This is a genomic window from Lachnospiraceae bacterium JLR.KK002 (assembly GCA_036941025.1).
In the GTDB taxonomy this organism is placed as follows: Bacteria; Bacillota; Clostridia; order Lachnospirales; family Lachnospiraceae; genus Petralouisia.
Map to the genome: position 1 here is coordinate 1,083,479 of JAYMNP010000001.1, position 19,323 is coordinate 1,102,801.

At 48.6% G+C, this 19,323-nt stretch carries 17 protein-coding genes and 3 pseudogenes; 19 read left to right on the forward strand and 1 reads right to left on the reverse strand.

The window, feature by feature from the left end:
• Position 1: 1 nt before the first annotated feature.
• The 16 genes and pseudogenes from VSQ32_05190 (at position 2) to VSQ32_05265 (ending at position 15,563) form a co-directional block, all read left to right on the forward strand.
• Positions 2–340: a transposase gene (locus tag VSQ32_05190; GenBank protein MEH2942265.1), complete on the forward strand. Its 339-nt coding sequence runs from the start codon at positions 2–4 to the stop codon at positions 338–340.
• Positions 337–1,245, forward strand: a complete 909-nt coding sequence (locus tag VSQ32_05195; protein ID MEH2942266.1) for an IS3 family transposase — start codon at positions 337–339, stop codon at positions 1,243–1,245. Before VSQ32_05190 ends, VSQ32_05195 begins: the two co-directional genes overlap by 4 nt.
• Positions 1,246–1,285: 40 nt before the next feature.
• Positions 1,286–2,803 (forward strand): annotated as a pseudogene (locus VSQ32_05200) (SpaA isopeptide-forming pilin-related protein).
• 163 nt (positions 2,804–2,966) lie between these two features.
• A complete protein-coding gene (locus tag VSQ32_05205) occupies positions 2,967–3,272 on the forward strand; it encodes a hypothetical protein (GenBank protein MEH2942267.1) in 306 nt (101 codons plus the stop codon).
• 35 nt (positions 3,273–3,307) lie between these two features.
• Positions 3,308–3,583 carry a hypothetical protein gene (locus VSQ32_05210; GenBank protein MEH2942268.1) on the forward strand — a complete coding sequence of 92 codons (276 nt, stop codon included), beginning with the start codon at positions 3,308–3,310 and terminating at the stop codon, positions 3,581–3,583.
• Complete coding sequence (locus VSQ32_05215; GenBank protein ID MEH2942269.1) at positions 3,567–3,761, forward strand: hypothetical protein; 195 nt, start codon at positions 3,567–3,569, stop codon at positions 3,759–3,761. The genes VSQ32_05210 and VSQ32_05215 overlap by 17 nt, the downstream gene beginning before the upstream one ends.
• Positions 3,733–4,338 carry a hypothetical protein gene (locus VSQ32_05220; GenBank protein ID MEH2942270.1) on the forward strand — a complete coding sequence of 202 codons (606 nt, stop codon included), beginning with the start codon at positions 3,733–3,735 and terminating at the stop codon, positions 4,336–4,338. Before VSQ32_05215 ends, VSQ32_05220 begins: the two co-directional genes overlap by 29 nt.
• Positions 4,338–5,048 (forward strand): hypothetical protein, encoded by a 711-nt coding sequence (locus VSQ32_05225; protein ID MEH2942271.1) that lies wholly within the window; start codon positions 4,338–4,340, stop codon positions 5,046–5,048. The genes VSQ32_05220 and VSQ32_05225 overlap by 1 nt, the downstream gene beginning before the upstream one ends.
• Before the next feature lie 12 nt (positions 5,049–5,060).
• The gene (locus tag VSQ32_05230; protein ID MEH2942272.1) at positions 5,061–5,267 is read left to right on the forward strand and encodes a hypothetical protein; all 207 of its coding nucleotides are present in this window, start codon (positions 5,061–5,063) and stop codon (positions 5,265–5,267) included.
• Positions 5,264–5,722, forward strand: coding sequence for a hypothetical protein (locus VSQ32_05235; protein MEH2942273.1), 459 nt, complete (start codon positions 5,264–5,266; stop codon positions 5,720–5,722). The genes VSQ32_05230 and VSQ32_05235 overlap by 4 nt, the downstream gene beginning before the upstream one ends.
• A gap of 852 nt (positions 5,723–6,574) precedes the next feature.
• Positions 6,575–6,928 (forward strand): TnpV protein, encoded by a 354-nt coding sequence (locus tag VSQ32_05240; GenBank protein MEH2942274.1) that lies wholly within the window; start codon positions 6,575–6,577, stop codon positions 6,926–6,928.
• Positions 6,856–7,422, forward strand: coding sequence for a hypothetical protein (locus tag VSQ32_05245; protein ID MEH2942275.1), 567 nt, complete (start codon positions 6,856–6,858; stop codon positions 7,420–7,422). The genes VSQ32_05240 and VSQ32_05245 overlap by 73 nt, the downstream gene beginning before the upstream one ends.
• 265 nt (positions 7,423–7,687) lie before the next feature.
• A pseudogene (locus VSQ32_05250) lies at positions 7,688–11,962 on the forward strand (LPD25 domain-containing protein).
• Positions 11,963–12,038: 76 nt separating this feature from the next.
• Positions 12,039–12,377, forward strand: a complete 339-nt coding sequence (locus VSQ32_05255) for a transposase (protein ID MEH2942276.1) — start codon at positions 12,039–12,041, stop codon at positions 12,375–12,377.
• Positions 12,374–13,282: an IS3 family transposase gene (locus VSQ32_05260; GenBank protein ID MEH2942277.1), complete on the forward strand. Its 909-nt coding sequence runs from the start codon at positions 12,374–12,376 to the stop codon at positions 13,280–13,282. The genes VSQ32_05255 and VSQ32_05260 overlap by 4 nt, the downstream gene beginning before the upstream one ends.
• A 49-nt stretch (positions 13,283–13,331) precedes the next feature.
• A pseudogene (locus VSQ32_05265) lies at positions 13,332–15,563 on the forward strand (helicase-related protein).
• Between the two features lie 126 nt (positions 15,564–15,689).
• Here VSQ32_05265 and VSQ32_05270 read toward each other — a convergent pair.
• The gene (locus tag VSQ32_05270; protein ID MEH2942278.1) at positions 15,690–17,024 is read right to left on the reverse strand and encodes an IS110 family transposase; all 1,335 of its coding nucleotides are present in this window, start codon (positions 17,022–17,024) and stop codon (positions 15,690–15,692) included.
• A gap of 416 nt (positions 17,025–17,440) precedes the next feature.
• Here VSQ32_05270 and VSQ32_05275 point away from each other — a divergent pair, with 416 nt between their 5' ends.
• From VSQ32_05275 to VSQ32_05285, 3 genes are all read left to right on the forward strand, one after another.
• Positions 17,441–17,608 carry a hypothetical protein gene (locus tag VSQ32_05275; protein MEH2942279.1) on the forward strand — a complete coding sequence of 56 codons (168 nt, stop codon included), beginning with the start codon at positions 17,441–17,443 and terminating at the stop codon, positions 17,606–17,608.
• A gap of 78 nt (positions 17,609–17,686) precedes the next feature.
• A complete protein-coding gene (locus VSQ32_05280; protein MEH2942280.1) occupies positions 17,687–18,016 on the forward strand; it encodes a DUF6664 family protein in 330 nt (109 codons plus the stop codon).
• 291 nt (positions 18,017–18,307) lie between these two features.
• Positions 18,308–19,270 carry a HEPN domain-containing protein gene (locus VSQ32_05285; protein MEH2942281.1) on the forward strand — a complete coding sequence of 321 codons (963 nt, stop codon included), beginning with the start codon at positions 18,308–18,310 and terminating at the stop codon, positions 19,268–19,270.
• Positions 19,271–19,323 lie beyond the last annotated feature (53 nt).

The window sequence follows — 19,323 nt, forward strand, 5'->3', positions numbered from 1 at the left end:
AATGGCAGAAAACAGGCAATACGACCATGAATACAAAGTACAGGCAGTGAAACTCGCAAAGGAAATCGGACAAGCAAAAGCCGCCAAAGAACTGGGGGTACCAAAGAATACTATGTATGGCTGGGTACGGGCCAACCGCCCTGGCAGCCTCGACCTTGGGGCAGGTTCACAGACCCCGCAAAGCGCCATGACGCTTAATGAGGAACTCTTAAAGCTCCGACAGCAGGTTAAGGAACAGGAAAAAGAAATCCGCCGTTTGAAAAAGGAAAATGACTTTCTTGAGGAAGCCAGCGCTTTTTTCGCCGCGAGCCGTCTGAGGTCAGCAAAAACGAAAGAATGAAGTTTATTGCGTTTAAAACCAAAGACGGCGAATTAAAAGGAAATCTTTCTTTTTACTGCAGAGCCCTTCGTGTCAGCAGGCAGGGATTTTACCGGTACCTTGCAAATAAAGACCGCCCATGGAAGTACCAGGCTCTGGCAGATGCCATGATGGAGATCCTTGAGGAAGACGATTGTAATGACACCTACGGCCGGATCCGCATGTATCAGGCATTAATGTTAAAACAGCCTGAAAATGTGGATATTCCCAGCGAACGTACTGTTTACCGTGTCATGGAGGATATTGGAATCAGCCATCATCCCAGGCGTAAACCAAACGGAATCACGAAAGCAGACCGGGAAGCCCGGAAATCAGAAGATCTGTTAAAACGTGATTTCAAGTCAGAGGAACCGCTGTCCAAGTGCGTAACAGACATAACAGAGATCAAAGCCAGCGATGGAAAGCTGTATGTTTCCGCTGTTTTCGACTGCTTCGATTCCAGCGTGGTTGGCCTGGCAATGGATACAAACATGAAAGCTCCGTTATGTGTGCGGACATTGAAAAACGCGGCGGAAGCGTATCCAGGCATCCGCGGAGCAATTATCCACAGTGACAGGGGAAGCCAGTACACCAGCCGGCTTTATCGGGACGCAATCAATCAATATGGCATCCGACAAAGCATGAACAGCGCGGGTGGAAGATGCCATGATAATGCCCGCTGTGAAAGCATGTGGGCCAGAATGAAATCAGAACTGTTATATGACCGCTATGATACTGAGAAGATGAGCACAGATGAACTGAAAACCCTGATCTGGAGATATTTCATCAGCTATTGGAATAACCGGAGGATCTGTTCTGCTAATGGAGGGCTTCCTCCCATCATCAAACGACAGCGATACTATGATTCTCTGGAAGAAGCAGCATAGAATACAAAACCCTTGAGAAAAATGTGTCAACTAATCTTGACAAAATCAGGAGCTTTATCTCGGAAAGTATGAGGTAAAGGAAGTGTCCGCCCCGTATGGCATGGTGCTGAATGATGAAATCCATGCGGTCGAGCTTGTGTATGCGGGGCAGGAAATCGAAGTGACGGAAACAGGCACGGAGTTTTACAATGAGCGTCAGCGTGTAGAAATTGACGTAATCAAGAGCCTTGAGGTTGATGAAGCATACGGCGTGGGCAGCAACGGCGAAATCAAGGACGTCACGTTCGGTCTGTATGCAGCCGAGGAGCTGACCGCCGCAGACGGTTCTGTTATCCCTGCGGACGGATTGATTGAAGTCATCTTCCTTGATGAGAACGGTCACGGAAAAGCAATCAGCGACTTGCCGATGGGCAGCTATTATGTGCAGGAAATCAGCACAAATGCCGCCTACCTTATCAGCGATGAGAAGTACCCTGTTGACTTCGAGTACGCAGGGCAGGAAACAGCCGTTGTAACCATCACGGCAAACGAGGGCGAAGCCATTGAAAACGAACTGATTTACGGCTCTGTCAGCGGCAAAAAGTCCAATGAGGACGGCGAAGATTTAGGCGATGCGTTAATCGGCATCTTTAAGGTGGGGACAACGGAATATACAAAGGAAAATGCAATCGCAACTGCCACATCCGAGGATGACGGCAGTTTTTCTTTTGCCGAAGTTCCGTATGGCACATGGGTAATCCGTGAAATCAAAAGCCCGAAAGGATATGTACTCTCCGAGGAAGAAATCAGCGTGACAATCAGTGAGGTTGACGAGGTTGTGGAGATTGAGTTTGTAAATTATTTCATCAAAGGCAATATCTCTCTGACTAAGGTAGACAAGGACTACCAAGACAACAAGCTCACGGGTGCAGTATTCGAGGTCTACTCTGATACAAACGAAGATGGAAAACTGGACAAGAAAGACGAGCTTCTCGGCGAGATGGGCGAGGTGGAGAAAGGCGTGTATCAGATGAACGACCTGCGGTACGGCAAATATCTTGTCCGTGAGAAAACCGCCCCGACAGGCTTTGTTTTGGATGAGAATGTCTATCCCGTATCCATCGAGGAAAACGGCAAGACCTACAATGTGGAGAATGAAGCGGGCAAGGGCTTCTTAAATGAAGCACAGAAAGGCTCACTCAAAATCGTCAAGACATCCTCTGACGGTAAGGTGGAGGGCTTCTCTTTCCGTGTCATCGGCAAAGATTACGACCAGACCTTTACTACCGACAAGAACGGAGAAATCGTCATTGACGGCTTGCGTATCGGCGAGTACACCGTGTCTGAGGTCAGCGACAAGGCATCTTCTGGCTATATCCTGCCCGCCGACCAGAAAGTGACCGTCAAGACGGACGAAACGGCAACCGTAACCATGCACAACGAGCTGCGTGACACCCCGAAAACGGGCGACGACTTCAGCCTCGGTTTTTGGGTAAGCCTTGCGGCGGCATTTACAGTCGGTGCGGGAATCTTCGGGTTTGCAGGCTACCAGTGCAGAAGAAAGAAAAAGGAGGACTAAGCAGGATGAGGGGAAAAACCATCATCGCCATTGTGCTTGTGGCGTTTATCGGCGGTGCGGCTGCGTGGCTGCATCTCCGCAGGAAATAGTTTGAGAAATATTTTACTGATGTGGATTGGGGCGGTTTTCAATGACCGCCCTCTTTCCATGTATGGAGGTAGATATGGAAAATCTGAAAACCATAGAGGGGAAAGTGAAGTCTGTCCTGCAAGAGAATGAGGACGCTAGAAATGACGACATGGTGCTGTACCTTGCCCTCTGCAACCTGTATCTGAAAGATGCGGGAGCTATGCCGCTTGCCCAGATACTTTTGAACCATAAGGGGCTTGGCTTGCCGAGCTTTGAGAGCGTGGGCAGGACACGCCGCAAATTGCAGGAGAAATACCCAGAGCTTTTAGGGAGCGTGCGGATGCAGAAAATCAGAGCCAAAGGGGAAAAGGCATACCATAGATATGCGAAAGAATCTTGAAGTGAATAAAAAATTTAAAGAGAGGAGGAACGCCTATGGACGGTGAAACACGCTCCAATCAGGGCTATGAAATCATAGAGAGCTGCACTATCGGGAACACGGAGCTTGTCATCGGGCATCACCCGAAAGCCCCGAACCCTTATGTATGCTGGTACTGCAAGGGCGGCGACAACTATTATTGGGGCTGCTACTGCAACACCCTTGAAGCGGCGAGGGAAAAGCTGAACGAACGCTACCAGTCGGAGTGCCAGATGCCATACAACCAACAGCACGATAAAAAGGCGAAGCAGCACGATGGGCGTGAGCGGTAGCACGGGAAACAATGAAAATGACAAGAAATATGACTGCACGGACTGTCCTTATCCCCGATATAAGGACAGCCGTGTCATCTTCTGCGACGTCTGCATCCGAAAGGTTTTAGACTGGCAGAGGGAGAAAAAGCAAAGAAAGGAGAATCCCGATGGAGAACGAAGAAAAACGGATGATTAGCTCCTACGAGGTCACGCAGAGCATCCACATCGGCAAAAAGGAAGTCGTGTTCGGCATAGATGAGAAAGAAGAATACCCGTATCTTGTCTGCTGTTGCACTTACGATAACCCGCTGTCCGCAGAATGGGTGACGGATGCGGTCGGCTCTGACGACTATCTGGAAGCCATGCAGATGTTTACCGACAGGGTGCAGGAACAGATAGAAAGTGTAAGAGCCGAGCAGGAACAGTTCAAGTTTGACATGACCCCGTTTACCATAGACGACTGCATCCCAGACGACAAATGCGGCAGCATTGTGGGAAAGGTCGTTGTCATCAATGCCGAAGTCAACCGCCACGAATACCGACATTCTGCCTACCAGCTTGTATTGGCGGACGGCGGTCACGGAGCGTTGGGCGGCAGGGGGCAGGCGGTGTTCGGCACTTCCCTTGCGGACGGAAAGCACGCCCGATGGGAACGGTGCGACGTGCTTGGGGAAATCAAGCCAGAGAAGATGCCCGACTGGGCAAAGGAAGCACTCGCAAAAATCAAGGAACAGGAAAAGGCGAAGAAATCAAAGAGCAGGGAGGAACGCTGATGGAGGTACGGGCTTTGACGCAATCCGAACAGAAATACACCTACGCCCAGAGTATGCAGCTTGAGGGGCAGACGGGATGTATTGGGCATCTCCGAGGTGATTTTGCCCCCTCTGGATATGGCTTTCATACCACTTGGTTTGATACCAGAGAACAATGGAAAACGGACGAGTTCAAGACAGGTCTGGACGATATTATCAACGCCCTGCGTGAAGATAAGGGGCTTCTGCATAACCGCTATGACATGGGTGCATTTACAAAGGAATTTCCCGATAGTGGCTTTAATGGGAACTATTGCACGGAGTACGGCTTCCGTGTGGATACAGAGAAACACGCTTTCCTGCTCCGCTGCAACCCGACAAAGGGCGACTATAACTTTTACTGCTACTGCTATGTGAAAGAATGGCTCGACAGGCATATATCCAGAGCAGAAAAGGGAATCCGATTTATTGACCCCCATTACAAAGAACTGTTCCGCATCCCAGACGGCGGGAAAATCATCATTACGACGGCGTGGAAAGAAAAATTTGAACACGCCTGCCGCTATATCGACGAAACCCATTTAGAGTTAAGCTCTGGCAGGGGCGGCGACATTTACCACATCTGTGAGTTTGCCGAGCGCATGGAGAAAAACGGGGCAACGTATGAGCCGAAGCCGCAGGAGCCGCCGTCCGCACAGAAAGCCCCGAAGCAAAAAGACCATGAACGATAGGAGGTATGGGATATGCCAGTCAACCCAAAAGCCGTCAGAGCCTTAAACAAGGTTCTGGACGCAGGATTTACCGAGGAAAAAGCCATTGCTGCCATGACGATGGACGACATTCTCTCCATGCAGGGCATCACGGTAGCGGACATCACGCTCATCAATGAGCTGCAAAAAAGCATCAAGGGGAACAAGGTCATCTCATTTCTGGGAGGTGGGATGGAATGAGTACGGAGCTAATCAACCGCATCACGGTAAAGAAAGACGGCGTGTATGTATCTTCCCACAGCTCCAACGACACCTCTCCCTACCATTCATGGAGATGTAAGGGACTGTCGGAAATCTATGATGCCGAGGGGCAGAAAGGGCTTGACCGTGAGGTTATCCGTATGCTCTATGAATACGCAGAGCTTCGTGGGACGCATAAGAGCCTTGACCGTTACCGCTACGCAAAGGACGCCCCCGCCGCCCATGCCATCTACAAGGAATATATGGACAAGATAGACGACCGCTATGAGGGCTTAGATGAAGCAGATAAAAAGAGTGTCTGGTACAAGCCCACGGAAAAGGCAAAGGAATACCGAGCCTATGAGCGGGACATGCGGGACAAGATGTATTCCGAAATCGCCGAGCGGTGCGGGGAATACGACAGGAAGCAGAAAAACAAAGATATGGAACGATAAGGAGGTGTGAGCCTATGGCTGCAAAGTACCAGCTTATTACGGAGCTGTACCGCCGCACGGGGATGGCGGTCGCAAAGAACCCGCAGGCTTGGCAGGGCTTTTTATCCTCTGCCTGCCACAATTACAAGTGCCGCTTTGACGAGCAGCTCTTGATTTACGCCCAACGCCCCGACGCTACGGCAGTCGCCGAGATTGGCACATGGAACAGGCTCTTTAAGCGTTGGGTAAATAAAGACAGCAAAGGCATAGCGGTCTTTGACCCGAAAGGGCGCAGGAACACGCTGAAATATTATTTTGACGTTTCCGACACCCATGAGGGCTACTACGGCAGCCGAGCCGTCCCGATATGGCAGATGGATAAGCGGTACGAGCAGCCCGTCATGGAGCGGCTTGCGGACAGGTTCGGCGGCACGGAGGGCGGCGATTTTGCCACATTTTTAATAGGGACGGCGGAGAACGCCGTGGAGGACAACTTGCCCGATTACCTCTCACAGCTAAAGGGCTGCACGAAAGACAGCTTTTTGGAGGAACTGGACGACTATAATATAGAAGTGATTTACAGACGGCTTGCCGCAAACAGCGTCGCCTATATGCTGCTGAGCCGCTGCGGTCTGGATACGGATGGGTATTTTGAGCATGAGGACTTTGCAGAGATTATAAATTTCAACACGCCCCAGACGCTGAACGCCATCGGCATAGCCACGAGCGACATTTCTGAGATGGCGTTGCGGGAAATCTCGGCGGCAGTCCGAAATGTGCAAATCGAAGCTAGAGGTCAGAACCGCACATTTGCAAGGGACATCGCAAGCCAGTATGATAAAGGCAGGAAACAACCCGAAAGGAGCGAAGATAATGGGCGAAATCACTTACACGAAACAGGCGGATTATCTTATTCCCGACCTGACATTACCGACAGAGCCAGAGCTTCCGCTTGGCAGGTACGCTTTGATGCACAGGGATTATCTGGAAAACCACAAGAGGGTGGCGTACCTCAACCTGCTGACAGCGGGCAGGCTGAACGAACACTTACACCAGACCGAACAGACGGCGTTGCAGCGGCTGGAGCTTCTAACGAAGCAGTTAGCAGCCGAGCAGGGAGTGACGGAGGAGCTGAAAGAGAAAGCCCCGATGCAGTGGCTCGGCATGATGAACAATATCCGCAGCCAGGCGGAGGAATTGATACTGGAAGAACTGATTTACAATTAGGAAATTCAGAGCCAGAGCCGCAGTCGGACGGCGGCAGGCAGGAAGAAAAAGCGGCTGCGGCACAGACCGCAGAGCCAGAAAAACAGACGGGAACTGAAAAAGGCAGCGTTGCCAACGAGGAAGAAGTTGCTGCCAATCTCCCGACCGTAGACGAACAGATTGAAATGATAGCTGAAGCAGAGGACGAAAAAGCCTCTGCTTTTGCCGTTTCACAGGAGGACATTGATGCCGTCCTTGTAAAAGGGAACAGCGTTGCGAACGGGAAATACCGCATTTACCACCAGTTCCAGAAGCAGGAAGATAAAAAGAAGAACATTGATTTTCTGAAAAGGGAATACGGCACGGGCGGCTTTTTCGTTGATTTTTCAGACGGCACGGAGGGGTATGTGTGGTACAGCGGCAAGGGCATCTCCATTGACCGTGACGGCATTTCCACCGAACACGACCTTGTTGAGCTGGTCGAAAGCGGAAAAACGGATGCGGGAGCTTGTTAAGGATAACCGCTACCTCAATCCCAAAGAGAAAAACCACTATGCCGATTATCTGGAAAGCATATCTGCCCCGCAGTATGAAATCGACACCCAGAGGAAACTGGCAAGGCAGCGTTTTATTGAGGAAAAAAGGGAGCTGCCCCCTGCGGACAAGCGGGACACGCTCGCCCTGCGGCTCTCCGACTTTATCCGTGACTTGGACGGCTATGAGAAAGATTTGTTGGGCGTAATTGGATGCGGGGATTTTGCGGATATGCCCGCTGACCTTATGGAACAGGCATTGCAGCATCCCGACAACGTGCAGGAGCTGTTAGACTTCCTCTCCCTTGTGCAAAAAAAGACGACCAGCGTTTACAGCCGCAGCAATGCGTGGCGTTTCTCGCAGGAGCTTACGGAGCTGTACCCTCTCCGCTACCTCTACCACGAGGGCGACGTGGTGTATATCGGGGCGGACAAATATGAGGTCATCGCCTTTGATGAGAACGCCGTGTCTTTGCGAAATGCGGAGTTCCCATTGTTCGGAAAAGAGTTCAGCCGAGCCGATTTTGAAGAAAAGCTAAAGGAGAACCCTGCGAACGACCATCTGAAAACGGTCATCACCGAGAGCCAGAAAACAGAAACACTTGCCGAGGAAAAGCCAGACAGCATCACACTCGCTATCGGATTTTCCGAGCATCCCGCCTTTTATGACAGGGAGCTGAACGACCGATTTACGGATTTAAGTTTCGCTTTGGGAAATAAGCTGCTCGGCGTTCTGGACGAAAAACAGCATCGGGAAAGGGAGAATGAGGAGAACCATGTCGGCTGGTATCATAAGACCGATTTTGAAATCCATGCCGTCATCGGCGGTGAGGAATTTAATTACGAGGGGCGGTTTGACATCGGCGACGGCGAGGGGGATTTAACCGACCATATCCGAAATTTCTATGAATATTCCCTCTCCCCAACTTGTCCGTTTATCCCAGAGTGGAAACGGCAGGGGGAAGATTACTACCGAGAGAAAATGGAATCCCTGCGTCTGGGGCGTGACGTGTTTATCCCGTTCTTGGAGCAGAACACGGAACTGACCCCAGAGGATGAAAAGCGGCTTGGCGAGATAATGGCTACCGAGGAGGACTGGTTTCACAGGAGGAAAGAGCCTGCCGAGGAAGAACTTTTGGAGCAGGCGAAAGGCTGCATCGACGCATACTGCGATGCGGAGTTTGGCGGCGACGCCGAAGTGGACTATACGGATTTGTCCAACGTCAAGATTGCATTTCGGAATACCGAGGATGACTTGCACGGGATACAGGCATCCGTCAACCTCTTGCAGTACCGCATGGAAACGTATGTGGATGGCGTTCTTGCAGAATATACGCAGTACAGTGACCTTGCCGACCTTATCCAGAACGCACTTTCCAATCTGTATTACCACGATTTAGTGTCCTTGACGGAGGAACAGCTTGAGCCGTTTTATCGAGAGGGAAGTGCAAAGACTGATGGAACATTGGGGAAAGAAATTGTACCCGATACCCCAGAGGAGATACCGCATTACACGGTAGAGCAGACTTCCGATGCCTTTGCCGACCCGTTTATTATACGGAATAACGAAGCCCCAGAGGACAGTGCCGACCGATACTACGACGTAGGTGGCATCTACCAGACTTTTGAAACCGAGGAAGAAGCGCAGGAATACGCCGATACCTTAAACAGTGCGGAGCATATCACGGAGCTGTTTGCGGCGAAAGATGCGGAACGGAAAGCACAACAGGACTTAGAGCCTGCCCCGACTGGAACAGATGAAAAGCAGGATAATTCTGACCTTATCGGCAAAGAGATTATGATTGACAACCGCCGTTATATGATAGAAAGCGTTGGAAAAATCAGCGGCGATGTTTCCATGCGTGACATCACATTTCAGAATAACGTGGGTTTCCAGATAAACCGTGTGGAGAAAGTGGGCTATGTCCGCAGGATTTTAGAGCAGGAAAGAGAACAGAACCAACGGCAAAGACTGGCACAGAAAGAACCAAAGTCCGAAGAAAAAACAGAATCCCCCGCAGAGCCGACCACGGAAACCGTGGCGGAGTATCCCGCCGTGGAGAACGGGCTTCCTTATGACATTGTGGTGGAGAAGATACGTTTTGACGAGCCAGAGCATAAGCAGCCGAGGGAAACGCCCATTGCAGCGAAACCGTTTGCCCTTGCCCTCTCTGCCGACCGCCGCAACTACCGCATTACCGATGATAATTTAGGTATTGGCGGCGCAAAAGAGAAGTTCCAAAACAATATGGCAGCAATAAGGCTTCTCCATGACCTTCAGATAGAAAACCGCCTTGCCACGCCCGAAGAACAGGAAACTCTTGCAAAATACGTCGGTTGGGGCGGTCTGTCGATGGCGTTTGACGGCAACAATGCGGCATGGGCAAATGAATATAAGGAATTAAAATCAGCTCTCTCCGATGAGGAATACCATGCCGCTATGGAATCCACGCTGACCGCTTTTTATACGCCGCCCATCGTCATTAAGGCAATGTATGAAGCACTTGACCGTCTGGGATTTTCACAGGGGAATATCTTAGAACCGTCCTGCGGCACGGGCAATTTCTTAGGGCTTCTGCCCGACAGCATGGAGAAATCAAAGCTGCACGGCATCGAGATTGACCCGTTATCGGGCAGGATTGCGAAGCAGCTCTACCAGAAAGCCAGCATTGCCATTGAGGGATTTGAGGAAACAAAGCTCCCAGACAATCATTTTGACGTGGTGCTTGGCAACATCCCGTTCGGGGAGTTCAAAGTCAACGACAGCCGCTACAACGCCCAGAAGTTCCTAATCCACGACTATTTTATTGCAAAGGCTCTGGATAAAGTGCGGGCAGGTGGTGTTGTGATGTTCATCACCTCTAAGGGGACGATGGACAAGGCAAGCCCAGAGGTGCGGAAATATATCGCACAGAGAGCCGAGCTTTTGGGTGCGGTAAGGCTTCCAGACAATACGTTTCGGGCAAACGCAGGGACGGAGGTCACGAGCGACATCCTTATTTTACAAAAACGTGACCGCATGATAGAGATAGAGCCAGAGTGGGTACACCTCGATACCAATGAGGACGGCATTACGATGAACAGCTATTTTGTCCAGCATCCAGAGATGGTGCTTGGCGAGATGAAGATGGAAAGCACAAGGTTCGGCATGGACAGTGCCTGCAAAGCCTACCCAGACGTGCCGCTTGCGGGGCTTCTCCATGAAGCCATGCAGCGGATAGACGGCGAAATCCCAGAGATAGAAAATGAAGTTGACCGTATCTCCGATGAACAGGAGAAAGCCATCCCCGCCGACCCGAACGTGCGGAACTTCTCTTTTGCCCTTGTGGGAGGAAAGGTCTACTTCCGAGAGAATAACGGGATGACCCCCGCCAACGTGTCCATGACGGCGGAGAACCGCATCAAGGGGCTGTTGGAAATCCGTGACTGCGTGAGGAAGCTCATCCAGTACCAGACCAACGACTGCCCAGAGGAAATGATACAGACCGAGCAGGAAAACCTAAACCGATTATATGATGCCTTTACCAAAAAGTACGGCTTAATCAACAGCAGGGGCAACTACCTCGCTTTTGCGGCAGACGAGAGCTACTTCCTTTTATGCTCTTTGGAGGTGCTTGATGACGAGGGAAAATTCAAACGCAAAGCGGATATGTTTACGAAGCGGACGATAAAGCCCCACCGAGAAATGACCTTTGTGGAAACCGCCAGCGAAGCCCTCGCCCTCTCCATCGGGGAGAAAGCCCGTGTCGATTTATCTTATATGGCGCGGCTCACCTGCAGGTCGAAGGAAGAAATCATTAAGGAATTGCAGGGAGTTATTTATAAAGTTCCATCTTCCGAGCCTGCAAGGTATGTGACCGCAGACGAGTATTTATCGGGGAATGTGCGGGAGGAACTGAAAATCGCAGAGATAGCGGCAAAGTCAGACCCAGAGCTTGCGGTCAACGTGGCGGCACTGGAAAAGGTCATCCCAAAGGATTTGCCCGCAAGCGAAATCTCCGTCCGTCTGGGTGCGACGTGGATACCGCAGGAGGATATACAGCAGTTCATGGTGGAGCTTTTAACGCCGTCAAGCTATGCGGCGGGCAGGCTGCAAGTACGCTACACGGCATATAACGGCGACTGGTTTATTGAGAATAAAAGTTCCGACGTGGGGAACGTCAAGGCGGACAGCACTTACGGCACGAAGCGGGCAAGTGCCTACCGCATCATGGAGGACACTTTGAATCTCCGTGACACCCGTATCTTTGACTATGTTTATGACGAACACAACAATAAGAAAGTGGTTCTGAACCATAAGGAAACCACGGCGGCGCAGGCAAAGCAGGAGGTGATAAAGCAGGCGTTTCAGGACTGGATTTGGAAAGACCCAGAGCGCAGGAACAGGCTTGTACGCTATTATAATGACACATTTAATTCTATCCGCCCCCGTGAATATGACGGAAGCCATATCACATTTGGCGGCATCAGCCCAGAGATTCAGCTAAGACCGCATCAAGTCAATGCGATTGCCCATATCCTTGATATGGTATAAAAAAAGTTGACAGCCCATTCTCAAGGATTTGAGATATAATCAAGAGAATAAGGAGTGAACAAAAATGGCAGAAAACAGGCAATACGACCATGAATACAAAGTACAGGCAGTGAAACTCGCAAAGGAAATCGGACAAGCAAAAGCCGCCAAAGAACTGGGGGTACCAAAGAATACTATGTATGGCTGGGTACGGGCCAACCGCCCTGGCAGCCTCGACCTTGGGGCAGGTTCACAGACCCCGCAAAGCGCCATGACGCTTAATGAGGAACTCTTAAAGCTCCGACAGCAGGTTAAGGAACAGGAAAAAGAAATCCGCCGTTTGAAAAAGGAAAATGACTTTCTTGAGGAAGCCAGCGCTTTTTTCGCCGCGAGCCGTCTGAGGTCAGCAAAAACGAAAGAATGAAGTTTATTGCGTTTAAAACCAAAGACGGCGAATTAAAAGGAAATCTTTCTTTTTACTGCAGAGCCCTTCGTGTCAGCAGGCAGGGATTTTACCGGTACCTTGCAAATAAAGACCGCCCATGGAAGTACCAGGCTCTGGCAGATGCCATGATGGAGATCCTTGAGGAAGACGATTGTAATGACACCTACGGCCGGATCCGCATGTATCAGGCATTAATGTTAAAACAGCCTGAAAATGTGGATATTCCCAGCGAACGTACTGTTTACCGTGTCATGGAGGATATTGGAATCAGCCATCATCCCAGGCGTAAACCAAACGGAATCACGAAAGCAGACCGGGAAGCCCGGAAATCAGAAGATCTGTTAAAACGTGATTTCAAGTCAGAGGAACCGCTGTCCAAGTGCGTAACAGACATAACAGAGATCAAAGCCAGCGATGGAAAGCTGTATGTTTCCGCTGTTTTCGACTGCTTCGATTCCAGCGTGGTTGGCCTGGCAATGGATACAAACATGAAAGCTCCGTTATGTGTGCGGACATTGAAAAACGCGGCGGAAGCGTATCCAGGCATCCGCGGAGCAATTATCCACAGTGACAGGGGAAGCCAGTACACCAGCCGGCTTTATCGGGACGCAATCAATCAATATGGCATCCGACAAAGCATGAACAGCGCGGGTGGAAGATGCCATGATAATGCCCGCTGTGAAAGCATGTGGGCCAGAATGAAATCAGAACTGTTATATGACCGCTATGATACTGAGAAGATGAGCACAGATGAACTGAAAACCCTGATCTGGAGATATTTCATCAGCTATTGGAATAACCGGAGGATCTGTTCTGCTAATGGAGGGCTTCCTCCCATCATCAAACGACAGCGATACTATGATTCTCTGGAAGAAGCAGCATAGAATACAAAACCCTTGAGAAAAATGTGTCAACTAATCTTGACAAAATCACCTTTACGGCGGCAACACGCTCCTTGCACACAAGGTAGGGGCGGGAAAAACCTTTGAGATGGTCGCCGCAGCGCAGGAAAGCAAGCGGCTCGGCTTATGCCAGAAATCCATGTTTGTCGTGCCAAACCACCTTGTCGGGCAGTGGGCATCGGAATATTTAAGGCTCTACCCAAGTGCGAACATCCTTGTCACGACCAAGCGGGATTTTGAAATGGGAAACCGCAAGAAGTTCTGCGGCAGGATTGCGACGGGGGCGTATGATGCGGTGATTATCGGGCATAGTCAGTTCGAGAAAATTCCCATCAGCGAGGAACGCCAGAGGGAACAGCTCATGCGCCAGCTTGACGATATTGAGCGTGGCATTGACGACGTGCAGGCATCCCACGGGGAGCAGTTCACGGTCAAGCAGCTCATGAAAACGAGGAAAGCAATCAAGGCAAAACTTGACAAGCTGAACGACACCAAGCGGAAAGACAGCGTGATAAACTTTGAGGAACTGGGCATAGACAGGCTCTTTATAGATGAGAGTCATTTTTACAAGAACCTCTATTTATTTACCAAGATGCGGAATGTGGGCGGCATCGCCCAGACCGAAGCCCAGAAAAGCTCCGACCTCTTTATGAAATGCCGCTATCTGGACGAAATCACGGGCAGCCGTGGCGTAGTTTTCGCAACGGGGACGCCTATAAGTAACTCGATGGTCGAGATGTATTCCGTGCAGCGGTACTTGCAGTATGACACCCTCGCAAGGAACGGGTTGCAGCATTTTGACAGTTGGGCTTCCACGTTCGGCGAAACAGTCACAGCTCTGGAACTCGCCCCAGAGGGGACGAATTACCGAGCAAAGACAAGGTTTGCGAAGTTCTACAACCTGCCAGAACTGATGCAGATGTTCCGTGAGGTTGCGGACATCCAGACCGCCGATATGCTGAAGCTCCCCGTGCCAAAGGTCAATTACCACAACATCAAGACCAAGCCGAGCCAAATCCAGACGGAAATGGTGGCGGGGCTTGCGAAGCGGGCAGAGAAAATCCGTGCAAGGCTCGTAAAACCACAAACAGATAACATGCTCAAAGTGACAAACGACGGGCGGCAGCTTGCCCTAGACCAAAGGTTGATTGACCCAATGCTGCCAGACGACCCGAACAGCAAAGTCAACGCCTGCGTGGACAATATGTACCGCATCTGGGAGGAACACGCCGACACAAAGGCAGCACAATTATTGTTCTGCGACCTCAGCACACCGAAAAATGACGGTATGTTCAACGTCTACGACGACATGAGGGAAAAACTGATACGGCGTGGAATCCCTGCGGAGCAGGTGCGTTTCATCCATGAAGCGAATACCGACGCACAGAAAAAGGAGCTGTTCGCAAAGGTAAGGAGCGGCGAGGTGCGTATATTGTTCGGCTCTACCCAGAAGATGGGTGCGGGTACAAATGTGCAGGACAGATTGATTGCCATCCATAACCTCGACTGCCCGTGGAAGCCGTCGTGCTTGGAACAGCGTCAAGGTCGTCTGGAACGTCAGGGAAATATGTTTCCCGAAGTGGAAGTTTACCGCTATGTAACGGAACAGACCTTTGATGCGTACCTTTATCAGCTCGTCGAGGGAAAGCAGAAATTCATTTCCCAGATAATGACGAGCAAAAGCCCCGTGCGTTCTGCCGAGGACGTGGACGAGGTCGCCCTCTCCTTTGCGGAGGTGAAAATGCTTGCCACGGGCGACGAACGCTTTAAGGAAAAAATGGACTTGGATATGCAGGTGGCGAAGCTGAAAGTTTTGAAGCAGAGCTACCTTTCCGAACATTACGACCTTGAGGACAGGATACTGAAGCATTACCCGCAGGAGATTAAGGAGTATGAGGAACGCATTATAGGCTACGAAAACGATGTGGAAATTGCCAGCCAGCACAAGCCGCAGGGCGAGGATAAATTCTGCCCGATGACCTTAAACGGCGTGACCTACAAAGAAAAAGCGGACGCAGGCGGGATGCTCCTTGCCATCTGCAAGGAAAACCCGCTGTCACAGCCGATACAAATCGGCAGCTACCGTGGCTTTCAGATGGAGGTTTTCTATGATACCGTCAATGCACACTATTGTCTGAACCTTTGCGGAATGAGGAAATATAAGGTAGATTTAGGGACGGATGCCATCGGCAATCTGACCCGAATCGAGAATGAGATTGCCAAAATCCCCGCCAGACTGGAAGCCGCCAAGACGAGAAAGTCCAGCTAAGAAATGTCAATAGGTAAAGTGAAAAATGTTAAAAAAGTTTTTTTCAAGCAGTTGATGTAAAAAAGGGTAACTTTAATAAGCCCACCCATGTGGAAATCTTTAAAATTCATGATAAACCTGTTAGGCTGCGTTCTGTATCTTGTCGGGATGCGCTGCCAGATACCGCTCACAGTGTTCCTGAGGAGTGATGATCTCAAATGGTTTATTATCCCGGAGCATGGCAAAAATGATATTGCAGATTTTATGCATGACAGCCCCGACAGCCACGTTTTTCTTCTTGCTTTTGCATTTGTCGGTATAATAGCCGTGGATAACTGGATTTACTGGTGTTTTTGTCCCTTTATCCACCTTAAGATTATTGATAGCCACCATATGCAGGATACGCCTGGCAAGGCTAGAACCCCTCTTGGACATGTGGACTTTATCCCCATTGAACTTGCCGGATTGCTTCACGGCAGGATCCAAGCCGAAGTAAGCATAAAGCTTCTTTGGGGAAGAAAACAGGTCAAAGGAGCCCATTTCAGCGATCAGGACGGCTGCACTGAGAAAACCGACACCACGTAGGGACTGGAGAAGGAAGATACGGTCATAAACCGGCGTCCCTTCCAGCTTATCAACAGCCTTATGCAGGTCCTCAAGTATATTGTCCAGATGCTCCTGGTATTCCCGGTAGGTTTTGATATACAGCCGGATCCGGAGTGCACTGCTTTGAAGCGCACGTCCGAAAACAGCGGCGTCCTTTGCGGCAGCACGTATGGCATCATATTTGGAAACGGCATATTTTTCACCGAAACGTGCGGTTTTGCGTATGGTTTCCACAAGTATGTCTTTTGGGGCGGCAAGCATGTCTGCGGCAAAGGGGTAAGCTTCCAGAAGATTTAAGGAAGTTTGGGTAGTGACCGTGCTAAACACCTTCCGGTATGCGGGAAAGGACACTTTCAGTTCCGCCGTGAGCTTCAGGACGACAGCGGACTGCAGGTCTTTGAAGTAATAGTAGTCCCGTACCAGGTTGCGCAGGTCAATGACCTCATCATCTGGTATGATGGAAGTCTTAAGGGAAGCATCCAGGCCGACTTTGGCAGCTTTTTTTGAATCAAATTTATCATTATGCAGTTTCCTTACGTTCATATTTGTGCTATTCTTAGTGATGATAGGATTAATGACTGAGCAGTCAAACCCCTTATCACGAAGGAAGTACAGGAGCGGGATGTGGTAGATCCCGGTGGACTCAAGGAAGCAGCGGCTTTCGAGGGAATACATCTCTTGTGCTTCCTTTATTTTTGCGACAGCAAGCTCACGGGACTGCGGATCAGAATGAATGATCTTAAAAGGTTTCCCGGTGAGAATGCCATTGGGCAGCATGATGGACATCCAGGTGAAGTCTGCGCCGACATCAAGCCCGACTGAGAGATAAGGGATGCTTTCAAGCATCATAAGTACTTTTGGGTATTTCATGGTTTTATCCTTTCTGGCAGGCATCCATTTCCAGAGGGCGGATACACAACCTAGCGGTTTATACAGGTATAGCCTGGGGCTTCCCAACCAGCCAAAACATAAATCACCACCGAATGGACTGACAGACTTTCTAAGAGGTTTCACCAGCCGGAAGGCCGGTTCCCAAGGAGGTGTCGTCAATGATCCTGCCTCCAGTGATTATACCTCTATCTTTTGTCTGGTGCATTAAGGAAACCTCAGACATGGTAAATAATGTTACTTTATAACTTCTGATGGAGGGGGAACTCCTCCTTCCGTTATATCTATATAGATTTATTAGATTGGACTTTGTAACTATTAACCAGTAGTCATTCTTGACTACACCATTATTATACTAGGAGGAAACCATTGCACAGCTTGAAACCGCAAAAGAGGAAGTGAAGAAGCCGTTTGCCTTTGAAAATGAGCTGAAAGAAAAGACGAAACGGCTGAACGCCCTCAATATCGAACTGAATCTGAATGAAAAGGACAAGTCTGTTATTGACGATGAACCAGAGCAGAACGACGAACAGCCAGAGAAAAAAAGTGTGGATAGGGAGCGTTAAATCCAGTTTGCACATTTGTACTGCTGATTTTGGGGTATTATAATAAGGACGATTAGAAAAAATCGGAGGTGAAGAGGAATGTCTGATACGTTCAGATTTGAAACTTTTGTAGACGCCCACAGCAATATCTTCAATGAATACCTCGGCTCTGTCGTGGCAAAGCTGTCCAGAGAAAACGAGGAATACCGTGCCATAAGAGCCGAGATTGAGAGACTTTATGGGAAATATCCGAAAGTCTTGGGAGTGTTTGACACGGAAACATCGGCGGAACTGACCGAGGAAGAATGTGCAGCGTTGATTGAAGTAATGGAGCTTAGAAACAAACTTACGGACATGGAGATGCAGTCGGTTTACTTCCGTGGCTGCTATGACAGCGTGGGGTATCTGAAAAAGGCAGGGATTTTATAACGGACTGACCGAGGGAAAGGCGGTGTCGGCGTGAGTGCTGATGCCGTCTTTTACATAGTTCGGATAGACAATAAACGCTATATCTTGATTTTTTTTATAAGAAATCACAAAATATTGTTGACAAATTTCGGGAAATAGTTTATTCTGAACGAAAATACGAAAGAACACATTCTAATATTTACTAAAGATGAGGTAAGTAATTTTACAGATTGGACTACTTATAGTTTGAATTAGTAAATATGAGAATGTGTTTTTTTGTGAAGAAAATGTGTTAAAAGGAGGAAAGAAAGTATGGAGCAAATAGTAGCGTGCAAATCTTTAGTAGCTACCTTTAAAGATGAAAAAATGATGTTAGACGGTCCGCATGAAGTTAATTTTGACATTAAAAAGGGGAAGAATTTTCATATTAGTATTGAACAATTAGGAATTAGAAAAATAACAGTAACTTCCGATGAGGATGTTTCCGTATTTGATTTGGATGCACTGTTTTTAAGTATTGAACGGTTGTTAATGTTATTGGATGGCACGTTTATCCCATTATCAAAAATTCAATTATCTGAATCTGATATGGAAAATGAAGATATATTACATTCTTATGAAGAACAACTTATAGAGAGGCGGCTATCTTACTTTTCATCTGCCGATTTTTGTAATTATTCTAATGACAAAATGATGCAATTTGATTCTGTCATTACAGCGGATTTGTTTTATAAATGGGAAAAATTGCTTGATGAATTAGATGTGGTGCATCAAATGTATCTTTATTCAGTAAGCAATAGTGGAATAACAGTAGATGTTAAATGTGCTTTTTTGGTGGAATTAGCAGAACCTCTTATTGAAATTGTAAAAGAACATACCAATCTTTTCTCATCTTTGTTTCCAGGGGAACGTGGAACAACTCTTAGAAACTGTTTAGAAGCTTTGATTGATAAATTTGGTACAGATATTTTTGAAAATGAATTATCCAATAATTATGATGAGTTTTTATCAACAATGGTTAATAGCAGAGTTCGGATAATGCACATCAAGCGTAAACAAAAAGGCTTACATTTTACTGGAAATGAGTCCGTTTTATATTCGTCAAAAATAAGTTTATTATATCGCAGAACACTGTTTGAATTATTAGGAATCAATGAAAATCATTATAAAGATAACCTTAAAAAGTGTGTTTCAGAATTAAATATATGGAATAATGTTTTGAATGATTTCTTGATAAAGCTTTCCAAAGTGGCATCTGAAAAGGGACACAATTAGTGAACTAGTCAAGAAAAAATGATGTTAGTATAAACTTGATATTGTTTTTTACA